Raw genomic sequence first — 22,351 nt, forward strand, 5'->3', positions numbered from 1 at the left:
GAGCGCCCCGGAACAGTCCGTTCCGAGTCCGTTCCTGGATACCCATTGACCCAGCGCGTTCACAAACCTAGTCTCCATCCACATACATAAACGAGAACGTGATGGAGCTGGACCATGGTCAACACAGTGGAACGCCTGCGCAACGGAATGGCTCGGGGCGTCCTCTCCTTCCCTCTGACCAGCTTCAACACCGACGGCAGCCTCGACCTGCCGAGCTATCGCGCGTACCTGGAGCAGCAGCTCGCCGCCGAGCCGGGCGCCGTCTTCCCCGCCTGCGGCACCGGCGAGTTCACATCTCTGGACGAGGATGAGTACCGGCAAGTCATCACCACAGCCGTCGAGTTGGCGGGCGGCCGTGCCCCCGTCGTCGCCGGCATCGGCTACGGATACGCGCAGGCGCTGCGCTTCGCCCGGATCGCCGAGGAGGCCGGGGCCGACGCCGCGCTCGTACTCCCGCACTACCTCGTCAAGGCCCCGCAGGACGGCCTCGTCGAGCAGCTGCGCCGCATAGCCGGGGGCACCCGCCTGCCCCTCATCGCCTACCAGCGCGACCAGGTCGCCTTCACCGCGGACAGCGTCCGCCGCATCGCCGAGATCCCCACCGTGGTCGGCCTCAAGGACGGCCACAGCGACCTCGACAGGCTGCAGCGCGCCATCCTCGCCGCCCCGGACGACTTCCTCTTCTTCAACGGCGCCGCCACCGCCGAAATCCAGGCCCGCGCCTACGCCGCCATCGGCGTCCCCGCGTACTCCTCGGCGGTGCACGCCTTCGCGCCCGAGATCGCCCGCGCCTTCTTCGCCGCGCTGCAGGCGGACGACACGGCCCGCACCGACGAGCTGCTGCGCGGCTTCTACGTCCCCCTCGTCGAACTCCGCGACCGGGTGCCCGGCTACGCCGTCTCCCTGGTCAAGGCCGCCGCCCGGCTGCGCGGCCTCCCCGTCGGCCCGGTCCGCGCCCCCCTCACCGACCCGTACCCCGCGGACCTCACGGAGCTGGAGAAGCTCCTCGACCACGGCCTCACCCTGGCCGGGGCCACTCGCTGAGCCACCCCACCTCAGCCGCACCACCCACCCTCACATGCACGGTTCAAAGAGGAACTGAGACATGCCCCTAGTAGTCGTCGGGATCAGCGTCCTGATCCTGCTCCTCCTCATGACGAAGCTCCGCATGAACGGCTTCGCCGCCCTCCTCCTCGTGGCCGTAGGAGTCGGCCTCGTCCAGGGCATACCCGTAGCAAAGATCTCCGAGACGCTCGCCACCGGCATCGGCGACCAGATCGGCGACACGATGCTCACCATCGGCCTCGGCGCCATGGTCGGCCGCGTGATGGGCGACTCCGGCGCGGCGCAGCGCATCGCGAGCCGCCTGCTCGACCTCTGCGGCCCGCGCTGGGTGCAGGTGGCGATGGTGCTGACGGCGATGCTCATCGGCGTCACGATGTTCTACGAGGTCGCCTTCATCATCATCGTGCCGATCGCCTTCACCCTGGTCCGCGTCACCCGCGCGAACCTCCTCTGGGTCGGCCTGCCGATGTCCATCGCCCTGTCGACGATGCACAGCTTCCTGCCGCCGCACCCCGGCCCGACCGCCGTCGCCGCCACCTTCGACGCCTCGGCCGGACTGACCCTCTTCTACGGCCTGTTCATCGCCGTCCCGGCCGGCGCCTTCATCGCGCTGCTCTGGCCGCGGCTGCCGTTCATCAAGGCCATGAACCCGTCCATCCCCAAGGGCCTGGTCAGCGAGAAGGTCTTCGAGGACGACGAGATGCCGGGCATGGGCTGGTCGCTCGGTGTCGCGCTGCTGCCGGTGGTGCTGATCGCCGGCGCCGCCGTGGCCGACATGGCGGTCTCCGAGGAGAGCGGGCTGCTGCACACCGTCGAGTTCATCGGCGCCCCGCCGATCGCGCTGCTGCTCACCCTGGTCGTCTCGGTCTGGGCCTTCGGCCCGCGGGTCGGCCGCAGCCTGGACGAGGTCTCCGCCTCCTGCAAGTCCGCGGCCTCCGCGATGGCGATGATCCTGCTGGTCATCGGCGCGGGCGGCGCCTTCAAGCAGGTGCTGGTCGACGGCGGCATCTCCGACTACATCAAGGACGTCACGCACGGCTGGTCGATCTCCCCGATCATCCTGGCCTGGCTGATCGCCGTCATCCTGCGCATCGCGCTGGGAAGCGCCACCGTCGCCGTCGTCACCGCCTCCGGCGTCGTCCTGCCGCTGCTCGCCGACAGCGGCGTGCACCCGGAGATCATGGTCCTCGCGGTCTCCTGCGGCTCGATCGCCTTCAGCCACGTCAACGACCCGGGCTTCTGGATGTTCAAGGAGTACTTCAACCTCTCCGTCATCGACGCGATCAAGGCCCGTACGTCCTACACCACCGTGCTCGCGATCCTCGGCCTGGGCGGCGTCCTGGCCATGGAGTGGGCCCTCGACCTCCTGAAGCTGTAAGGAAGAAGCCATGACCCAGCCCACCGTCACCTCCGTCGAGGTCTTTCCGGTCGCCGGGCGCGACTGCATGGAGCTCAACCTCTCCGGCGCCCACGGCCCGTACTTCACCCGCAACATCGTCGTCCTGACCGACTCCGAAGGCCGTACGGGCCTGGGCGAGGTCCCCGGCGGCGAGAAGATCACGCAGACGCTGCGGGACGCGGCGCCGCTGGTCACCGGCGCGAAAGTCGGCGACTACAAGCGGGTGTTGCAGGCCGTCGGCGCCCGCTTCGCCGACCGCGACTCCGGCGGCCGCGGCGGCCAGACCTTCGACCTGCGCACCACCGTGCACGCCGTCACCGCCATCGAGTCGGCGCTGCTCGACCTCCTCGGCCGGCACCTGGAGGTCCCGGTCGCCGCGCTCCTCGGCGACGGCAAGCAGCGCGACTCGGTCCGCGTCCTCGGCTATCTCTTCTACGTCGGCGACCCGGACAAGACCGGCCTCGATTACGTCCGCGAGCCCGACGCCGCCGCGGACTGGCACCGGATCCGGCACGAGGAGGCGCTCACGCCGGAGGCGATCGTCCGGCAGGCGGAGGCCACGTACGACCGCTACGGCTTCAAGGACTTCAAGCTCAAGGGCGGCGTGCTGGCCGGCGCCGAGGAGGTCAAGGCGATCCGGGCGCTGAAGGACCGCTTCCCCGACGCCCGCATCACCCTCGACCCGAACGGCGCCTGGTCCCTCGCCGAGGCGATCGAGCTCTGCGCGCCGCTGGTCGGCACCCTGGCGTACGCCGAGGACCCCTGCGGCGCCGAGGGCGGCTACTCGGGCCGCGAGATCCTCGCGGAATTCCGCCGCGCGACCGGGCTGCCGACCGCGACCAACATGATCGCCACCGACTGGCGCCAGCTCACCCACGCCATCGCCCTGCAGTCGGTGTCGATCCCCCTTGCCGACCCGCACTTCTGGACGATGCAGGGATCGGTACGGGTCGCCCAGCTCTGCAATGCGATGGGCCTGACCTGGGGCTGCCACTCCAACAACCACTTCGACATCTCGCTGGCGATGATGGCCCACTGCGGGGCGGCGGCGCCGGGGGCGTACAACGCGCTCGACACGCACTGGATCTGGCAGGAGGGCCTGGAGCGGCTGACGGAGGCCCCGCCGGTGATCTCGGGCGGCGAGGTCGCGGTGACGGACGCCCCGGGCCTCGGGGTGACCCTCGACCGCGACCGCCTGGAGGCGGCCCACGCGCTCTACCTGGAGAAGAACCTCTCCGCACGGGACGACGCGGCGGCCATGCAGTACCTGATCAAGGACTGGGAGTTCGACGCGAAGCGCCCCTGCCTGGTGCGCTGAGGCCCGGGGAGCGCCTGCCCGCTACTCCGGGCAGGCCGTCCCGCGCGGCAGCTGGTACTTGCCCGCGATGTGGTACGTGCCGGCGTGCGGCGCATGCAGCCGCGTCCAGTCACCGGCCTCCGTCAGGCAGCCGTTCCGGTTCAGGAACGGCTTGCCGCTCTCGCTCCACTCGCCGGTCGCGCCGTCCTCCTGCGGGAGGCGGGCGTCCGGCGCGGCGGGATCGGCGTCCTCGCTGTCGTCCAGCTCCTTGGGCTTCTCGACCGGCTTGCCTTCGGCGTCGACCAGGCCGAGCCACGGCGAGAACGGCACCCGCACCAGCACCGGTCCTGCCTTCTTCACCTTCACCACGAGGGTGCCCTCGTCGGCGCGGCTGGCGGTGGCCGGCGGCTCGGCGAGCGGCGTCGGGTCCTTGACCCGGTACAGCCGCCAGTTCGCGTCCGACCACACCTCCGAGAGGTACGGCTGCCCGTCCGACACGATCTCCGCCTCCTCGGTGGCGGAGGTGTCAGGGCGGTCCTCGACCGGCAGCACCACATAGCGCACCGCCCAGCGCTTCAGCCAGGCGTGATACGTGGTCGGGTCGAGGGTGCCGTCGTAGAAGAGGGCATGCCGGTCGGTGTCCGCCTGCCGGTTCCAGCCGCGGGCGAGGTTCACGTACGGGGCGAGGGCGGAGGCCTCGCGGTGGCTGCGCGCGGGGACCACCTCGACGCGGCCCGCGTCGGTGTCGTGCCGCTCGAGCTGGTCGACCAGCGGCGCCAGCTCGCGGTTCCAGGCGGCGGTCGGGGTGGTCAGGGCGATGTCGACGACGGGCTTGGTGAGCTGCCATATGGCCGTGCAGACGAAGGCCACCCACACCGTGGCCAGCCCCGCGAGGGTCCGCTTGCCGATGCGCAGCACCCGCTCGCGGTTGTGGCCGATGGCGGCGAGCAGCACGGTGCCGCCGAAGATCAGCGGGAGCCGCTCGACATTCGATCCGACCTGCGAAGGGATGATCAGCGTGGCGACCGTGCCGAGCCCGTAGATGATGGAGCCGATCCGCACCGTCTTCCACTCCGGCGGCACCAGCACGTACACGGCGGCGGTGCAGGCGAGCGGGAACACCCAGGAGACGAACGGCATCGGCTGCACCCCCTGGAAGGGGAACAGCCACGCCGACAGCGCCACCATCACGGGCGGCGCGACGGCCAGGCAATACGCCTGCGAGCGGCGCTTCTGCAGGAAGAGCGCGGCCGCGACCACCTCGATGAAGAGCCCGGCGACCGGGCTGCCCGCGGTGGCGAGGGCGGAGAAGAGGATGACGCCGGTGCCGCGCAGGACGGGCCGGTTCTGCCAGCCGCGGGCGCCGTTCTTGCCCGGCTTCGGCTCGCCCGCGCCGCCGTTCGGCAGGTAGACGAGGGCGATGGCGGAGAGCCCGAAAAGCATGCCGAGCGCGAAGGTGACCCGCCCGGACCCGGCGTTGCAGGCCAGCGCGAAGGCGCCCCAGAGCGAGGGCAGCAGCGGCCGCTTCACGAAGCCGCAGCGGGCGATGATCAGCGCGAGCACGCCGGCGGCGAGGGTGCCGGCGAGGATCATGGTCGTACGGACGCCGAGGACCGCCATCAGATACGGCGAGATGACGCTGTACGAGACGGGGTGCATGCCGCCGTACCAGGCGAGGTTGTACGCCGAGTCGGGGTGCCGGCCGGCGAACTCGGCCCAGGCGTCCTGCGCTGCGAGGTCGCCACCGGAGTTGGCGAAGAACCACAGCCAGACGAGGTGCAGCACGCCGGAGACGATCAGCGAGGCGGGGACGGGGCGGGACAGGCGCTTGCCGAACCAGCGCAGCCTGCGCTGCCACGGGGGCGGGGGCGGGCCGGATCCGCCGGATCCGGCGGATCCGCCTGGCGCTGCGCCGTCGGGGCCGTCCTGGTCCGGGCCGCTCGGTCCTGCCTCCCGCTGCGCGGGCAGGGGGACATTGCCGGTCGTCCGTTTCCGTACCCGGAGTCGATCGGCGGCAGCGCGGCGCCCCGGCTGCACGGTGGTCACTGCGGCTCTCCCCGTCTTGCACCTGCGGTTGAATCCAGCACAGCGGCTGGACCGGTCATGCACTGTCCCCCGACGCGGCAGAGGCGACGCTAGCACGCACGTCCGACACATCGCCTCAGGGAATTGCCCGCGCCCGGGCGCCTACCCAAGCCGGGTCAGCTTCGCACCCGTGCCCGGCTCCTTCAGGTCTTCCTTCAGCGTGACCGGCACGGAGACCTCGCCCCTGCCTCCGCCCATGGTCAGCTCGCCGACCTTGTCCCCGGCCTTGGCGGCGTGCGGAATGGTCTTCCCGCCGTCGCCGATCTTCAGATTGACCTTGAGCCCGCTCCACCCGACGGCATTGACGTCCTTGGCGGCGACGACGGGCGTCTCACCGCCGAGCCCGTCATCGACGTACCCGACGACATCGCCCTTCTTGACGACCCGCATGTCGGTGAGGATCCCCTGGGCGGCGGTGATGAGCTCCTGCCCCCGCGCCATGACGGTGTCGATGATCGGCGCCTCATGCTGCCCGAAGACGGCCCCGACGATGCGCTGCGTCGTCCCGCCGACCTTCTTCTCGGCAGCGAAGACGAAGTTTCCGCCGGCCTTGGTGGTGGTGCCGGTCTTGATGCCGCGGACGCCGTTCACCGGGACGAGGCGGTTGTAGTTCTGGTGCGAGGTGCCCTTGCTGTCCTTGTACGACGGCTGCAGCACGACCTCGCGGAACAGCGGGTCCTTCATCGCCTCCATGCCGAGTTTCACCTGGTCGGCGGCGGTGGAGACGGTGGTGGCGTTGAGCCCGCTGGGGTCGGTGTACTTGGTGTTGGTCATGCCGAGCTCTTTGGCGGTGTCATTCATCTTCTTGACGAACGCCTTCTCCGAGCCGGCGTCCCAGCGGGCGATCTGCCGGGCGACGTTGTTCGCGGAAGCAACCATGATGGCCTGGAGCGCCTCGCGCTGGCTGAGCTTGTCGCCCTTGTCGACATCGACGACGGACTCGCCCTCGGCGCCCTTCGCGGCGTCGTCCTCGGCCTGCTGGTCCATGGGGATGTCGACGCCGGGGTCATCGCCCTTGACCGGATGCTCCTTGAGCATCAGGTAAGCCGTCATCACCTTCGCAACGCTCGCTATCGGCACCGGCTTCTCCTCGCCGGACTCCCCGATCCGCCCGAGCCCCTCGACCTCGACGACCGCCTGCCCCTCCCCGGGCCAGGGCATCTCGGGCGCACCGCCCTCGAACCCGTAACTCTCCTTCGCCGTCAGCACCAGACCCGGCTCCGGCAACGGCCGCACAATCTGCACCACACCCAGCGCGATGATCACCAGCAGCACGAGCGGCGTCCAGATCTTGACCCGCCGCACAATGGTCCGCACCGGGGTCTCGGCAGGCGGCGGCGTATTGGTGAGCTGAGCCAGAAGATCGAGCGGCCGCTTCTCCTCGTACGGAGGCAGCGGCTGCTGCTTGGTCTGCTCGTACGCGGGCAGCCCGGAGTCACCGGCCGGCGCGCTGTCGCCTGCCGGCGCGGTCCCCGGGGCGGGGGCGACTCCGGCGGTGGGCGCGGCAGCGGGCCGCGGCGGGGCGGATGCCGGCGGGGCCGGCGGCGTGGATGCCGGCGGGGCCGGCGGAGCAGCGGGCTTCGCCTCACCGGCAGCGGACGGCGCGGCGGCCGCGGGCTTCGAATCGCCGGCAGCGGGCGTGGCGGCCGCAGGCTTGGCGGCGGGCTTCGCCTCATCGGCACGGGCTGGCTCGGCTGCGGGCGGCGCGGCAGCGGGCGTGGCGGGCGCAGGCTTGGCGGAGAACTTCCCGGTCGCCGACTTGGCGCCAGGCTCGTCCACGGCGGGCTTCTGGGCCGGGGGCTGGTCAGCGGCGGGCTTCTCGGCCGAGGGACCAGTCGGCTGGTCCTCGGTGGGCTTCTTCGGGGCTGTGGCCGGTGCTGCGGTGCTCTTCGACGACGCCGGGGACTTGGCCGGTGGTGCGGCGTCCTTCGGCTCTGCCGGCTTGTCTGCGCCCGGCTTGGCGTCGACGGGGGCATCCGCCTCGGCCGCGTCGGCAGGGGCATCCGCGGCGGCAGCGGCAGCGCTCTTGGCCGTATCGGCGGCATCCTGCGGCTCGGAGTCGTCCGCGGGCCTGCCCTTGCGTACGCCCTTCGCGGCACCCGTGGTGCGGAAGGTGGCGGTCGGGGTGTCCGTGGTGGCGGACACAGCCGGCTCCGGCTTCTCGTCGGAGTCGGCGTCGGCGTCGGCGTCGGAAGCGGTGGCAGCCGCTGCGGCAGCGCTCTCGGGCTTGGCATCGGCCACCGGGGCCGCGTCCTCAGCCTGGAGCTCAGCCTCAGAGGCAGCCCTGGGCTCGGACGCGGGCGCGGCGGCGGCCTCAGGCGCGGCCTCGGCTGCCGCCTCAGCGTTGGGCGCGGCCTCAGCCTCTGGTGTCGGCTCGGAGGTCGGCTGCGCCTGCTGGTCCTGCTCACCCTGCTGGTCCTGCTGGTCCTGCTGGTCCTGCTGGTCCTGCTGGTCCTGCTGGTCTGACGTCGTCGGCTTCGACGGCTCCGGCTGCTCCGGCTGCTCCGCGTCCTCCGGCTCTGCCGCGTTGGGCGGCCTGAAGGCGCGGGTGAGGGCCGTTATCGGGCGGGGTGGGGTGGGGGGTGCGGGGGTGGCGCCGTTTGGTGTGTCCTCGGCGGTGGGGGCGTCGGTGGTGTCGTCCTTGTCGTCGGCCTGGGCCACCCATGCCGCCACCGCGGCGCGGAGCCGCTCGTTGTCCGGCTCGGGTGCGGCCACTCGGAAGGCGGCGGTCTTCTCCTCGCGGGGAGCGCTCTCAGGCGAAGCCTCGTCAGCGTCGGCCGCATCGGCCTCGGCCACGTCGGCCACGTCAGCGTCGGCCACATCGGCCGCGGTCGCTTCGCCGCCCACGGCGGCCCCCGCACCCGGCTCCCCCGCGGCGTCAGCCGCATCGCGGGCGCCCGGCAGCACCATCGTCTTCGAGTCCTGCCGCGCCGCAGGCGCGTCCGCGGCGCCGTCCGACGACGCGGAACCATTCACCCGCTCGTCGGCGTCCACGCCCTCAGCGGCGTCAGCCGCATCGCGTTCAGCCGTCAGATCGAGGCGCGGATCGCGCGCCTTACCGCTCGTCGCCCCCGACGATCGTCGCTGCCCAGACTTGCCGGGGGTCTCGCCCGCCACCGATGCCCTCCTCGTAAGACGTCTCGCCCGCGTCGCCCAGTCGGTCGTCCGTCCGACTCCCCGAACGCCCCACGATACGGGGCGGGCGCAAGCGGGGCCGAAAAGCCCCGCTCGCCCCTTAGGACGACAACGACATACCTAGAGGTTCCCGTCCATTCCCGACACGCACCCTCGACAGATGAATGTGAGAGGGGTCACCCTGTCGTACATCCACGCGGGGAGGCATGGATGGGCAGGAGCCGCAGAACCATTCCGGAGGAGCTTCTGCTGCTCGCTTTGGACCCGGCCACGGGTACCACGGCGCAGCCGCAGTCGCTTGACCTTGGTCTGGCTGGAGCGCAGCTAGTAGAGCTGGCCCTTGCCGGACGGATAGCCCCTGATGGGGATCGTATCGCCGTGGTGCTACCACGGCCGACAGGAGATCCGACCCTGGATCACGCGCTCGAGCTGCTGCGCCGCCGCGGCAGTCCGGTGCGGGCGGTCCACTGGATCGGCGGGCCCCGCCTGGGGCTGCGCCAGACGTACCTCACACATCTCGAACGGTGCGGCATGGTGTCGGCCGTCACCGGCCAGATGTGCGGGGTGCTGCCGACGACGCGCTACCAGGCGACGGAGACGGCCATAAGCCGGGAGATCAGAGCCCGGCTGGACAGCGCGATCCGCACCGGCGTCCCGCCGGACCCGCGGACCGCGGCGCTCGCCGCCCTGGCGCATGCCATCGGGCTCGGCAAGCACCTGTATCCCGGTAATGAGGGGCGTTCCTCGCGCTCCCGGCTCCGGGATCTGATCAGGCACGACCCCATGGGCGGCTTGGTGGCACACGCCGTAATGGACGTCCAGAACGGCGTCGCCGCCCAGCCACGCCGCGCCCCGGCAGGAGCGGGCCGCAAGCCGGCCGGCCTCAGGTCGGCGGTGGCGGAGCCGGCGGGGATGCCTGCGCAGTCACGACGCCCGGGCATGGCCCGCGCGACCGCGGCGCGCTGAGGTACCGCAGGAATACAGAAAGTAGTTGCACCAAGTAAGGCTCGGACACCGTTCGGGAGCCGCAGGGCCCTGTCCAGTCAAGTCCTCTGACTGGACAGGGCTCTTTTTTGGGCAATCCGGGCACCCAACTCCGTTCGGGATGTCCGCAGTAGTCAGGGATTGAGCCCAAGACCCACTCTGATCGCTGAATACGAGCGGTATCAAGGCGTTTACGGTGCGACCGAAGTCGGCTGGTGGCAGGCTACTGAACAAGAATCAGTTCACCCGTAGCCAGAGGAGGCAACTCCCTTGCCGTCCAACGTCAATCCCACGGTCAGGCGCCGCCGCCTGGGTCAGGAGCTGCGCCGTCTCCGCGAGCTCAAGGGGATGACGGCGGAGGAAGTGGCGGAGCGGCTGCTGGTCTCGCAGTCGAAGATCAGCCGCCTCGAGAACGGCCGCCGCTCCATCAGCCAGCGCGACGTCCGCGACCTCTGCGGCGTGTACGAGGTCGAGGACCGCCGCGTCGTCGACTCGCTGATGCAGATGGCCAAGGACTCCCGCCAGCAGGGCTGGTGGCATGCCTTCGGCGATATGCCGTACAGCGTCTACATCGGCCTGGAGACGGACGCCGCCAGCCTGCGCATCTACGAATCCCTCATCGTGCCCGGACTCCTGCAGACCCGCGACTACGCGGAGGCGGTCATCGCCGGTGCGCTGCCGGAGATTTCGACGGCGGATGTGGACAAGCGGGTGCAGGTGCGGATGCGGCGGCAGGAGCGCATACAGGGCAGCGAGCTGGAGCCGCCGCTGCGCCTGTGGACCGTGATCGACGAGTCCGCGCTGCACCGCCGGGTGGGCAATGACGCGATCATGCGCGAGCAGCTCGACCATCTCATCGAGGTCTCGCAGCTGCCGCATGTCACGGTCCAGGTCATGCCGTTCGGCGTGGGCGCGCACCCCGGAGTCACCGGGCAATATGCGATCTTGGAATTCCCGGAGGCCACGGATTCCTCGGTGGTCTATCTCGAGGGCGTCACCAGCGACCTGTATCTCGAGAAGCCCAATGACGTGCAGAGTTACAGCATGATGTACGAGCATCTGCGGGCCCAGGCGCTGAATGCCGAGGAGACCCGGAAAATGATCTCCGAGCAGGCCAAGAAGTACGCGCGCCAGTCGGGATGAATGATCGTTCCAGCAGCGGGTACGCGAGTGCCGGGCACGGTACACCTCCGCCCGGCAGCGGCGGAAGAGGCAGCTGGAATATGCCATCCGGTCGGGTGAAAGTCATCTTCTCCGCATGATGTTGGGCGGTAGCGTCGTTCGCGCGCGGCAATGAACAGATAGGCACAGCATCTGATTGGCGCTGGTTCGTTGGTGCGTGACCGATCCGATCGAGCAACAGCCAACAGGCAGGAACCGGAGCAGACATGGCCATTAAGGAAGGCGCCACCGGGCAGTGGACGAAGTCGTCCTACTCCGCCGGCAATGGCGCGTGCGTAGAGATCAAGTCGCCGATGCCGGGGAAGGTCGCGGTCCGTGACTCGAAGGACCCCGAGGGCCCCGCGCTCGGCTTCGACCCGGAGTCGTGGACGGCTTTCGTACGAGAGGTGAGGCGCGGCGGCTTCGGCACCGTGTGAGCAGCACCGGCAGCATAGGCAGTAAGTGAAGAGCCCTCTCGACTGGTCCGCCGTCCTGGCCGAGGGGGCTCGGCCATGCGCCGCCGACTCACCCGTCGGCGCAGCTCGTCAGCGCAGTTCGTCCACGTAGCGGTCGGTGCCCGGCACCGTAGGAATGAAGGGCGCCACCAACTCCGTCCTGCCCAGGCCCGCTTCCGTCACGCCCGCGTCGAGGTCCGCGTAGTGCGCCTCCCATGCCTCGCGCGGGTCGGCTTCCAGGAACCACAGCAGGGTGAGGCGGTTGTCGACGCCCTCGACCTGCTTCACATACGACATCCGGTCGCCCGGCAGCGGCGTCGGCTTGAAGGCCGTGACCATCGCGGTCGGGGTCTTGGCGAGGCGGCGCGGCAGGTGCTTGGCGCGCAGCCATTCCAGGAGTTCCTCGCGCTGTTCGGCGTCCGAAGCGTCGATGACCTGTACCACCAGGCCGCGGTACGGATGGTCCAGCGCGTGGAAGTCGCGCGGGCCCGCGGCGCCGTCCCGGTAGACGGTGGCGGCGTGGTCCTGGAAGGCCGTGAAGACGTGGGTGCGGTCGCGGTAGACGCGGGCGTCGCGGTTGAGGCGCTTGTTGATGCCGACCGTCCAGCGCATGTGCTCGTCGTAGCGGCCCTCGGTGATCCAGTACGTCGAGATGTAGCAGCCCGCGGTGACCGGCTCGGCGACCGCCGACTTGTCCGGGTAGCGCAGCAGTTGCAGCTCGCGGGTGGCGACCCAGCGGCGGCCCGCGAACATCCAGGGCATCGCCATCGCGCCGGCGATGTAGTGGTCATCCTCGTACCAGCGGTTGTACGCGTACTCGTGGCCGGGGTGCGGCTCGACCATGGTGATCAGGGCGTGGCCCGGGTGGACTCCGTACGGGCCGGTGGCGGCGAGTTCTCCGTACATCTCAGCGGTCACGGCGGTTCCTCCTTCGCTCGGCCTGCCCTACTCTGACGGACCGTCAGATGAGGCGCCAGATGCATGCCGGAGGTCGTTGCGATGTCGCTGCTCGAAGGCAAGACCGTGCTCGTCACCGGCGTGGGCCCCGGGCTCGGCAAGCAGTGCGCGGCCACCGCTCTGCGGGACGGCGCGAATGTGGTGCTCGGGGCCCGTAACGCCGGGCGGCTGGAGAAGACCGCCGCCGAGCTGGACCCCGAGGGCGGGCGCAGCGCCTGGCAGGCCACCGATATCGCCGATGAGTCGCAGTGCCAGGCCCTTGCCGCGCTGACCGCCGAGCGGTTCGGCGGGATCGACGCGATCGTTCAGGTGGCCGCGCTGGACACCGAGTTCGGCGGGCTTGAGGACGCCGACTTCGATACCTGGCAGCGGGTGGTCGACGTGAACCTGCTCGGCAGCCTGCGGATGGTCCGCGCCTGCCTGCCGGCGCTGAAGGAGCGCGGCGGGTCGGTCGTGCTCATCGGCACCCAGTCGTCGGTGGCGGCGCCGAGCGAGGTGCGGCAGGCCGCGTACGCCGCCTCCAAGGGCGCCCTCGTCTCCGCCATGTACAGCCTCGCCCGCGAGCTGGGCCCGCACCGTATCCGGGTGAACACCGTGCAGCCGGGGTGGATGTGGGGGCCGCCGGTGCAGGGCTTCGTGCAGTTCGCCGCGCAGTCCGAGGGGGTGCCGGAGGACGAGGTGCTGGGCCGGCTGACGTCCCGGATGGCGCTGCCGGAGCTGGCGACCGACGGGGACGTGGCCGACGCCGCCGTCTTCCTGGCCTCGGACCGGGCCCGCGCGATCACCGGGCAGTCGCTGCTGGTGAACGCGGGCGAGCTGATGAGGTAGCCGCGGGCTCCCTTCCGCGAGCGCTGCCGGTCCCGCAACCGGCGGCGCTCTGCTGTCCGTTCGGGTTTGGCGAAGTGCGCTGCCCATGGTGTGGCCCCGGTCACGCCCGGGAACACCCGTTCAATGGTCAAGGAAAGGCAAAATCGTTCAGCAAGTTGAGCTCTGTTCACGTACATGACCACCGTAGGTCTTGACCACTGCCGCCGCACGGCTGTTCAATCCCTCCATCCCGCGCTGTGACATTCAAAGAAGTGCACCCTCATCCATCGCCCAACCCCTGGAGGGGGCATGAACGGTCTCGACTGGGCCGTGCTCATCGCGTACTTCGCGGTGATGACGGCCATCGGCATCTGGTCGCACAAGCGGGTGTCCAACGTCAGCGACTTCTTCACCGCCGGCGGCAAGATGCCGTGGTGGCTGTCCGGCATCTCGCATCACATGTCCGGCTACAGCGCGGTGATGTTCACCGGTTACGCCGGCATCGCCTACACGTACGGCGTGACGTCCTTCGTCACCTGGTCCTTTCCCATCGCGCTGGGCATCGCGATCGGCTCGAAGCTGTTCGCGCCGCGGCTGAACCGGCTGCGCTCGCGGCTGCACGTGGCCTCGCCGCTGGAGTATCTGAAGAACCGCTACAACATCCCGACCCAGCAGGCGCTCGCCTGGTCCGGCATGCTGCTGAAGATCGTCGACGTCGGCGCCAAGTGGGCGGCGATCGCCACGCTGTTGAGCGTGTTCACGGGTGTGACCCTGACGCAGGGGATCATCATCACCGGCGGCGTCACCGCGATCTACTGCACGGTCGGCGGGCTGTGGGCGGACGCGCTCACCGAGCTGGGGCAATTCATCATCCAGCTGCTGGCCGGCATCGCGATGTTCGTGGCGGTCGTCGCCGAACTCGGCGACCACGGCGGCTTCTTCGGCGCCTGGGACGAGCCGGAGCTGCAGGGGCACGGCGACCCGCTGGTCGGGCCGTACGGGACGATCTTCTTGCTGGCGTTCCTGTTCATCAAGCTCTTCGAATACAACGGCGGCATGTGGAACCAGGCGCAGCGCTACATGGCGACGGCCTCCGCGAAGGAGGCGGAGCGCTCGGCCCGGCTGTCGGCGATTCTGTGGCTGGTCTGGCCGGTCGTGCTGTTCTTCCCGATGTGGATGTCGCCGCTGCTGGTGGACGCCAAGAACCCGGACGGCTCCGACTCGTACGGGCTGCTGACCGAGCAGCTGCTGCCGCACGGCCTGCTGGGCCTGGTCGTGGTCGGGTTCTTCTCGCACACGATGGCCATGTGCTCCTCCGACGCCAACGCGATCGCGGCGGTCTTCACGCGCGATGTGGCGCCGGTGCTGTCGAAGAAGGCGCGCGAGTGGGACAGCCGCGCCGGGCTGCTGGCGGCGCGGGTGACGACGGTCGTCTTCCTCGGCCTGTCGATGGCGATCGCGACGCAGGTCAACTCGCCCACCTTCAAGGACATCATCACGGTCGTCATCAAGTGGGTGGCCGGGCTGATGGGGCCGATCGCGATCCCGTTCATGCTGGGCATGCTCAGGAACTTCCGGAAGTCCGGGCCGACGGCCGCGCTGACCAGCTGGGGCCTGGGCCTCGTCGCCTTCTGGCTGGTCAACTACCCGATCCACTGGGCGCTGAGCGAGGACGGCGGCGAGGGTGTGCCGCTGGAGTACCAGGTCTCGATCCCGCTGGCCGTGTCGCTGATCCTGTACATCGTGATCGGCTACATCAAGCCGGAGGACACCCCGGAGCGGGACGCGGTCCTGGCCCGTATCAACGACAGCGACGATGACGACGCCGCAGCCGCGGCGGCCGTGCCGGCGCCCGCGGAGCCCGCCGACACGAAGAAGCTCACCGGGGGTAGCGCGTAAGCCAGCCCTCCGTCGCGTGCAGCGACTGGCCGTGGGTCATCTCCAGGGCGAAGTCGTCTGCCAGCTCCAGCATGGTGGCGCGGCCCTCCAGCTCCGGAAGCCATTCCGGGGGGAGGGCCGTGTCGCCGTGCATGGTGCCGAGGAGATTGCCGCAGATCGACCCGGTCGAGTCGGAGTCGCCGCCGTGGTTCACGGCGAGGAGGAGGGCGCTCTTGATGTCCTCGCCGGCGAGGGCGGCATAGACCCCCATGCCCAGGGCCTCCTCGGCCGTCCAGCCCTCGCCGAGACCTTCGAGCCGCTCGGGCGTCGGCAGCCCGGCCCGTACGGCCGCGAGCGCCGCCTGCAGTGCGGCGGTGGTCTCCTCGTGGCCCGGGCGGCCGCCGAGCAGCTGCAGCGCCGTCTGTACGGCCGTGGGCAGCGACGCGCCGCGGACCAGGCCGTGCACGATGACCGCGAAGGCGCTCGCCGCCAGGTGGCCGGTGGGGTGGCCGTGGGTGTGCACCGCGCACTCCCCGGCGAGCTGGAAGACCAGCGCCGGCTCCCAGCCGATCAGCAGGCCGAAGGGCGCCGAGCGCATCACGGCGCCGCAGCCCTTGGAGTCGGGGTTCTTGGGCTTGTCCATCGTGCCCATGCGGCCGCCGGCGAGGCCGGTGAGACAGGCGTTGCCGGGAGCACGGCGGCTGTAGAGCCACTCCTCGCGGGCCAGCCAGCCGTCGCTGTCCTTGCGCTCGTCGGGGCCCCAGTCCTTCTGGGTGGCGTACCAGCGGCGGTACGCGGCGTGCACGTCGGTCGGCGGGTGCCAGCCGCCGGCGTCGCGGCGGACGTGGGCGCGGATGAGGCCGTCGCAGGTGAAGAGGGTCATCTGGGTGTCGTCGGTGATGGCCCCTGCTTGGCGGCCGTAGGCCGGCACGTATCCGGTGACCCCGTCAGGCCCGTGCTTGCCCCGGATCTCCTCCAGCGAGTCGAATTCGATGCCCGCCCCGAGGGCGTCCCCTATCGCCCCGCCGAGCAGACACCCGCGCACTCTGCTGCGGAAGTCCTGCTGCTGGGCACGGCCCCAGGCCCCTGCACCTGCGTTCACGCCCATACCTCATTCGGTCCGGATCGCGTCGGTTCCTTCCTGACTCTGCACTGTATGCGACGCGCTTCGGGCAGGCCCAGGCGCTTCCGTAAGTGAGGTACCGGCGACGGCCAGCGCGTCTCCGGCCTCCTGGAGGCGGTCGCGGTACGCCAGCAGGCGTGGGGCGTCGGCGCCTGGGGCGCCGGCAAGGACGTCGAGCAGGAGTGCCTCGCCCACCAGGTCGGACCAGTCGGGACCGGAGTCGAGCAGCTCGGCGAGGGCCCGTTCGGCGGCCGGCCAGTCGCCGCGGCCGCAGTGGCAGAGCAGCAGGTCCCAGGCGTCCGTGGCCGTATCGAGGAGGGCGGTCCACCGGTCGGCGGTCGCCGCTACGCCGTCCACGACGGTGCTTAGCAGGGCTTCGAGCGCCTCGCCCTCATCGCTCTCCGCCGCCGCAAGGGACGCCAGGTGCGCACCGGCCAGCTCATGGGCGCCGGTGAGCAGGGCGCAGCCGGCGAGGAGCAGGTACGGCCGGCTGTCGTCGGGATCAAACTCCAACGCCCGCTCCAGCTGCTGCGCCGCCTCCTCGTACCGCCGCTCCAGCAGGTACAGCCGCCCCCGCTCCTGATGGGCGCCGGCATGCTCCGGCTCCGCGGCCAGCAGCGCGTCCAGACCGGCGTGCGCCGCGCCTGTCCGGCCGGATTCGGCAAGCACCTGCACCCTGTGCATCGCGGCCCACGCGTTGCCGGGCTGCAGCTCCAGAACTCGGTCGAAGTCGGCGAGGGCGTCGTCGTAGCGCCCCGCCGCCTTATGGGTCACCCCGCGCTCACGGAACGCGTGGGCGTACGCCGGGTCGGCGCGCACGGCCTCGTCGAGGTCGGCCAACGCCTCCTCCGACCGGCCCAGGTCCCGCAGCATGACTCCGCGCACCACCCGCGCGTACGCGTATGCGGAACCTTCGAGCGCGCGGGTGAGATCCGCGAGGGCTTCCTCGGAACGCCCCTGCCGGTGGCGGATGGCTGCCCGTTCCGTGTAAGCCCAGCGGTACTCGGGCTCGAGCTCGATGGCCGCCGTCAGGTCGGCCAGCGCCTCGTCGTCGCGGCCGAGTTGGCCGAGAGACTCGCCGCGCTGGCCGAGCGACCAGTGCCGGGTGGGATCGAGCTCCAGCGCCGCGGTGAAATCCGCCACCGCCGCTTCGTGCTCGCCCGCGAGCTGGCGGGTCTCGGCACGCTTCTCGAAGTTCCAGGCAAGCTCGGGGGCGAGCTCGATGACGCGGGTGAACTCCGCGACCGCCACGTCGTAGCGGCCGAGCGAGGTGTAGGTCTGCGCGCGGGCGGCGCGGGCGAACGCGTTCTCCGGATCCAGCTCGACGGCTATGTCGAGATCGGCAAGGGCTGCCGCGTGATGGTCCAGCATCCGATGGATCTCACCACGCGTCCCGTACTCCCACGCGCCGCCCTCCCCGGTCGCGATGGCCCGGTCCAGGTCGGCCAGCGCCTCGTCGTAGCGGCCCAGCAGGCGGTAGACGTTGCCGCGGTCGCCCAGGTCGTCGAAGTCGCCGCGCAGCGCGACCGCCCGGTCCATGTCGGCAAGCGCTTCCTCGTACCGCGCCGTGATCCCGTACGTTATGCCCCGCCCGCCGTAGGCGCGGACGTATTCCGGATCAAGCTCCAGCACCTGCCCGAAGTCGGCCAGCGAGGCCTCGTGTTCGCCCGCGTTACGGTGCTCCCGGCCGCGGACGCACAGCGCCTGGCACCGGGCCGCCCGGTCCAGCCGCGCCTCCGTCAGCAGCAGCGTGCAGTACCGGATCTCGCGCCGGTCCCCGGCAGTCTCCTCCTCCGCGCTGTCGCCGAGCGTCGCCAGCAGCCGCTCCCCCCAGCGGGCGACCTCGTCGCTCGCGGCGTCCCGGCCCGCCCGCACCAGCAGCCCGGCCCAGCGGCGGGCGTCGGACACGCCGCTGTCGATGGCGTGCACGGCGTCTGCCAGCGCCTGCGGCAGCGCGCGCTGCGGGTCGCCGCACAGGAGGTGATACGTCTCCTCCCGGCGAGCGGCCGCCCAGTCCTCGTTGTCCCAGCGCCGCTGCTCATCCGCGTCCACCTCCAGCGCCTGCCGCCTCCCGGTGTACACGCCGGCAAGCCGCTCATGCGACTCCCGCCACCGCTGCGGCGACCGCGCCCGCTGCACCCGCAGCATCGCCGTACGCACCACGTCGTGATACCGGCTGCGACCGGCCCGGTCAGCGACGAACGGCAGCCCCCGCAACCACCCGTACAACCCGGCGGACTCCGGCGCGACCGCCGCCCGGAAGACGTCCTCGTCCAGCCCCGTGGGAAACGCCGCCGCCAGCGCAGCCTCCCGCTGCCCCGGGTCATCGATCCACTTCAGGAAGCGCTCCACCGCCGTATCGCTCGGGTCGCCAATGGCCGCCGGATCAGTCGGCCGCCCCTCCGCCAGCATCGTGGTCAGCACCGGCAGCCGCCCCGACAGCTGCAGTACGACCTCGACCACCCGCTCGTCCGTCACGCCCTTCGCCGCCAGCAGCCCGCGGACCTCGTCCTCCGTGAACAGCTCCAGCCGCAGCCGCCCGACGAAGTCGGCATAGTCCGCCCAGATCACCGGGTCGAGCTTCTGCTGCCCGGCCAGCACCACGACCGTGGTCGCGGGCATGGGGCCGTAGCGGTCGCTGAAGAGCATGTCGCGGAGCCAGGTGTCGAGCAGCGGGCCGGTGCGCTCGTACGTATCGAAGAAAAGGGTCAGCCAGGGCGCCGACGCGGCGGCCTCGCCCAGGTCCCGGACGAATGCCGGGGTGAGCACCTCCAGTGGTGCCAGCACCAGTTGGACGTCGTCGTGGCTGCGCAGGCGCGCGGAGAGCGTGGTGCGCAGGCGCTCCATGCCCTGCGCTACGTGCTGCGCGTCCAGCGCGCCCGCCACCGGGCCCAGGCCCGGCACCAGGCCCAGGCCCGCGAGCCCGGCCTGCGCGGTGGCGGTCGCGAGGGGGGACGCCTCCGGGGACTCCGCCGGGGGCGGGAGGATCGCGGAGGCGGCTTCGTGGCGGCGCTCGCGGTAGCGCTTCAGGAGCCGGTCGAAGGACTTCAGCTCTACGCCCTGGCGGGCCAGTTGGGCGCTGACCTCCGCCATCGCCTCGGGCACGCTGCCCACCGCCTCGTCCAACTGGGCGGTGAGCGCCTTCTCCTCGCGGGCGATCTGCTGGAACTGCTGCAGCAGCGACGTCTTCCCGATGCCGGCGTCGCCCTCGATGTGGAAGAGGAAGCGATGCGCCTCGTGCTCGGGCGGCGTGCCGAAGTTGTCGCGGAAGAGCGCGAGTTCCGCGCGCCGCCCCACGAAGCCCGAGCGGTGGCGGCGGCGTAAGAGATCCTGCAGTGACGGCCCCCCGGCTGCGGTCATGGCGTCAGTCTCCCAGCACCGGCAGCAGTTCCGGGAGATGACCGTCCGAGGCGGCGGCGGCCGCCTGCCGCTCCTCGGACACCGCTCCGTACACCGTCGTGCGCGGCCGGGCCGGCCGCCCCGCCGCGGCGGCGATGTCCCTGAGGCCCTGCACCGAGCGGTACGAGCCGTACGACGAGCCCGCCATCCGGGAGATGGTCTCCTCCATGAGCGTGCCGCCGAGGTCGTTGGCGCCGCTGCGGAGCATCTCCGCCGCGCCGTCCGTGCCCAGCTTCACCCAGCTCGTCTGGATGTTGGTGATGTGCGGGTGGAGGAGGAGGCGGGCCATGGCCGTCACCGCGCGGTTGTCGCGCATCGTCGGGCCTGGGCGGGCGATGCCCGCCAGGTACACCGGGGCGTTGGTGTGGATGAAGGGCAGCGTCACGAATTCGGTGAAGCCGCCCGTGCGCTGCTGCAGTTCGGCCAGGAGGCGGAGGTGGGCCAGCCAGTGACGGGGCTGGTCCACATGGCCGTACATCATCGTGGAGGAGGAGCGCAGGCCCAGCTCGTGGGCCGTCGTGACCACCTCGATCCAGTCGGCCGTCGGCAGCTTGCCCTTGGTCAGGATCCAGCGGACCTCGTCGTCCAAGATCTCGGCCGCCGTGCCCGGGATCGAGTCCAGGCCGGCCTCCTTGGCCGCCGTCAGCCAGTCGCGGATGGACATGTTCGTACGGGACGCCCCATTGACCACCTCCATCGGCGAGAAGGCGTGCACATGCATGCCCGGCACCCGCTCCTTCACGGCCCGCGCGATGTCGAAATACGCGCTGCCGGGCAGGTCCGGGTGGATGCCGCCCTGCATGCACACCTCGACCGCGCCGACGTCCCAGGCCTGCGCCGCCCGGTCGGCGACCTGAGACAACGACAGCGTGTACGCGTCCGCGTCGGTCCTCCGCTGGGCGAAGGCGCAGAAGCGGCAGCCGGTGTAGCAGACGTTGGTGAAGTTGATGTTGCGGGTGACGATGTACGTGACGTCGTCGCCGACCACGTCGCGGCGGAGGTCGTCGGCGATGCGGCAGAGGGCGTCGAGAGCGGGGCCGTCCGCGTGCAGCAGCGCGAGCGCCTGGTCGTCGGTCAGCCGGGTCGGGTCGTCCGCGGCCTGCTTCAGCGCGTCCCGTACGTCCGCGTCGATACGGTCCGCGGCCATCCCGGGCGCCGCCGCCTCGCGCAGCGCGTCCCAGTCGCCGTACACCACGTCGAAGTCATCGCGCCGGTCGCTCGTGCGGCCGTCGGTGTCGATGGTGTGGTGCAGGTCCGTACGGCCCTGGGCGGTGAAGGACTCGAAGCCGCCGTCCGGCTCCTGCCACGGCCGCCCCACCACGGGCGCGTCCGGGCGCGCGAGGCCCGTCTCCGGGTCGGCGAGCGCCGTCACGTGCGGCAGCACCCGCGGGTCCAGCCACGGCTCGCCGCGCTGGATGAACTCCGGGTACACGCACAGCCGCTCGGCCAGCTCGAAGCCCGCCGCGGCGGAGCGCTCGGCCAGCTCGTCGATCTGCGGCCAGGGCTTCTCGGGGTTGACGTGGTCGGGCGTGAGCGGCGAGACCCCGCCCCAGTCGTCGATGCCGGCGCCGATCAGCCGCTCGTACTCCCCCGCGACCAGGTTCGGCGGCGCCTGCAGCGCGCCCGCCGGGCCCATGATGTGCCGCGCCACGGCGACCGTCGCCACCAGGTCGTCCAGCTCCGCGTCCGGCATGCCGCGCATCGCGGTGTCCGGCTTGGCGCGGAAGTTCTGCAGGATCAGCTCCTGGATGCCGTGGTACGACCGCTCGATCCGGCGCAGCGCGAACAACGACTCGGCGCGCTCCTCGACGGTCTCGCCGATCCCCAGCAGCAGACCGCTGGTCAGCGGCACGGACGACCGGCCGCCGTCCTCCAGGTGCCGCAGCCGCACGGCCGGGTCCTTGTCCGGGGACCCGTAATGCGGCCCGCCCGGCTCGGACCAGAGGCGGGTGGCGGAGGTCTCCAGCATCAGGCCCATCGACGGCGCCACGGGCTTGAGCCGCTGGAAGTCCGTCCACGACATCACCCCGGGGTTGAGGTGCGGCAGCAGGCCGGTCTCCTCCAGGATGCGGATGGAGATGGCGCGGACGTACGCGATCGTGTCGTCGTAACCATGCGCGTCCAGCCACTCCCGCGCCTCCGGCCACCGGTCCTCCGGCTTGTCGCCGAGGGTGATCAGGGCCTCCTTGCAGCCCATTTCGGCGCCGCGGCGGCAGATGTCGAGGACCTCGTCCGGCGACATGAACATCCCGTGCCCGTCCCGGCGCAGCTTGCCCGGCACGGTGACGAAGGTGCAGTAGTGACAGCGGTCCCGGCACAGTCTGGTGAGCGGGATGAAGACGCTCTTCGAGTATGTGATCACGCCGGGCCGCCCGGCGGCCTGCAGCCCCGCGTCCCGGACCGCGGCGGCGGAGGCCGCGAGGGCGTCGAGGTCCGCGCCGCGGGCCTGGAGGAGGACGGCCGCCTCCTCCACATTCAGCGCGACTCCATCGCGGGCACGCTTGAGCGCGCGGCGCATGGCATTGGCGGTGGGGGGCGTGGAGGCGTTCATTTGTTGATGGTACGAGCGCGCGCCGACACTTCCGAGGGCGGTGGGCGCTTTTTGA

General features: G+C 71.1%; 14 protein-coding genes. 8 read left to right on the top strand and 6 right to left on the bottom strand.

The window, feature by feature from the left end; translation table 11 throughout:
* Positions 1-114: 114 nt before the first annotated feature.
* The 3 genes from ACNNMR_RS18790 (at position 115) to ACNNMR_RS18800 (ending at position 3,782) form a co-directional block, all read left to right on the top strand.
* A complete protein-coding gene (locus tag ACNNMR_RS18790; RefSeq protein WP_419995786.1) occupies positions 115-1,044 on the top strand; it encodes a 5-dehydro-4-deoxyglucarate dehydratase in 930 nt (309 codons plus the stop codon).
* Positions 1,045-1,105: 61 nt separating this feature from the next.
* Positions 1,106-2,443, top strand: a complete 1,338-nt coding sequence (locus ACNNMR_RS18795; RefSeq protein ID WP_419995787.1) for a gluconate:H+ symporter — start codon at positions 1,106-1,108, stop codon at positions 2,441-2,443.
* A 10-nt stretch (positions 2,444-2,453) separates the two neighbouring features.
* Positions 2,454-3,782 (top strand): enolase C-terminal domain-like protein, encoded by a 1,329-nt coding sequence (locus ACNNMR_RS18800; protein ID WP_419995788.1) that lies wholly within the window; start codon positions 2,454-2,456, stop codon positions 3,780-3,782.
* A gap of 21 nt (positions 3,783-3,803) precedes the next feature.
* On the opposite strand, the gene ACNNMR_RS18805 is transcribed toward ACNNMR_RS18800, so the two are convergent.
* Together ACNNMR_RS18805 and ACNNMR_RS18810 are read right to left on the bottom strand one after the other, a co-directional pair.
* Positions 3,804-5,807, bottom strand: a complete 2,004-nt coding sequence (locus ACNNMR_RS18805; RefSeq protein ID WP_419995789.1) for an MFS transporter — start codon at positions 5,805-5,807, stop codon at positions 3,804-3,806.
* Positions 5,808-5,948: 141 nt separating this feature from the next.
* Entirely contained in the window at positions 5,949-8,963 is a 3,015-nt protein-coding gene (locus tag ACNNMR_RS18810) for a D-alanyl-D-alanine carboxypeptidase (protein WP_419995790.1), read from the bottom strand.
* A gap of 228 nt (positions 8,964-9,191) precedes the next feature.
* Between ACNNMR_RS18810 and ACNNMR_RS18815 the strand changes: the two genes are divergently transcribed.
* From ACNNMR_RS18815 to ACNNMR_RS18825, 3 genes are all read left to right on the top strand, one after another.
* Positions 9,192-9,947 carry a GOLPH3/VPS74 family protein gene (locus ACNNMR_RS18815; protein WP_419995791.1) on the top strand — a complete coding sequence of 252 codons (756 nt, stop codon included), beginning with the start codon at positions 9,192-9,194 and terminating at the stop codon, positions 9,945-9,947.
* 288 nt (positions 9,948-10,235) lie between these two features.
* The gene (locus ACNNMR_RS18820; RefSeq protein ID WP_419995792.1) at positions 10,236-11,108 is read left to right on the top strand and encodes a helix-turn-helix domain-containing protein; all 873 of its coding nucleotides are present in this window, start codon (positions 10,236-10,238) and stop codon (positions 11,106-11,108) included.
* A gap of 245 nt (positions 11,109-11,353) precedes the next feature.
* Positions 11,354-11,563 carry a DUF397 domain-containing protein gene (locus ACNNMR_RS18825; protein WP_419995793.1) on the top strand — a complete coding sequence of 70 codons (210 nt, stop codon included), beginning with the start codon at positions 11,354-11,356 and terminating at the stop codon, positions 11,561-11,563.
* Positions 11,564-11,671: 108 nt separating this feature from the next.
* On the opposite strand, the gene ACNNMR_RS18830 is transcribed toward ACNNMR_RS18825, so the two are convergent.
* Positions 11,672-12,487, bottom strand: a complete 816-nt coding sequence (locus tag ACNNMR_RS18830) for a hypothetical protein (protein WP_420000405.1) — start codon at positions 12,485-12,487, stop codon at positions 11,672-11,674.
* Between the two features lie 93 nt (positions 12,488-12,580).
* On the opposite strand from ACNNMR_RS18830, the gene ACNNMR_RS18835 reads away from it, so the two are divergent.
* Positions 12,581-13,366, top strand: a complete 786-nt coding sequence (locus ACNNMR_RS18835; protein ID WP_420000406.1) for an SDR family oxidoreductase — start codon at positions 12,581-12,583, stop codon at positions 13,364-13,366.
* Between the two features lie 288 nt (positions 13,367-13,654).
* Positions 13,655-15,244, top strand: coding sequence for a sodium:solute symporter family protein (locus tag ACNNMR_RS18840; protein ID WP_419995794.1), 1,590 nt, complete (start codon positions 13,655-13,657; stop codon positions 15,242-15,244).
* Here the strand turns inward: ACNNMR_RS18840 and ACNNMR_RS18845 are convergent.
* The 3 genes from ACNNMR_RS18845 to ACNNMR_RS18855 are packed head-to-tail and all read right to left on the bottom strand — an operon-like array spanning position 15,225 to position 22,296.
* A complete protein-coding gene (locus ACNNMR_RS18845; RefSeq protein WP_419995795.1) occupies positions 15,225-16,331 on the bottom strand; it encodes an ADP-ribosylglycohydrolase family protein in 1,107 nt (368 codons plus the stop codon). The genes ACNNMR_RS18840 and ACNNMR_RS18845 overlap by 20 nt on opposite strands.
* Positions 16,332-16,334: 3 nt before the next feature.
* Entirely contained in the window at positions 16,335-19,706 is a 3,372-nt protein-coding gene (locus tag ACNNMR_RS18850; protein WP_419995796.1) for a tetratricopeptide repeat protein, read from the bottom strand.
* A 4-nt stretch (positions 19,707-19,710) separates the two neighbouring features.
* On the bottom strand, positions 19,711-22,296 hold the full coding sequence (locus ACNNMR_RS18855; RefSeq protein WP_419995797.1) for a bifunctional FO biosynthesis protein CofGH: 2,586 nt from the start codon (positions 22,294-22,296) through the stop codon (positions 19,711-19,713).
* Positions 22,297-22,351: the final 55 nt, after the last annotated feature.

This window comes from Streptomyces boninensis (assembly GCF_048572725.1).
Taxonomy (GTDB): domain Bacteria; phylum Actinomycetota; class Actinomycetes; order Streptomycetales; family Streptomycetaceae; genus Streptomyces; species Streptomyces boninensis.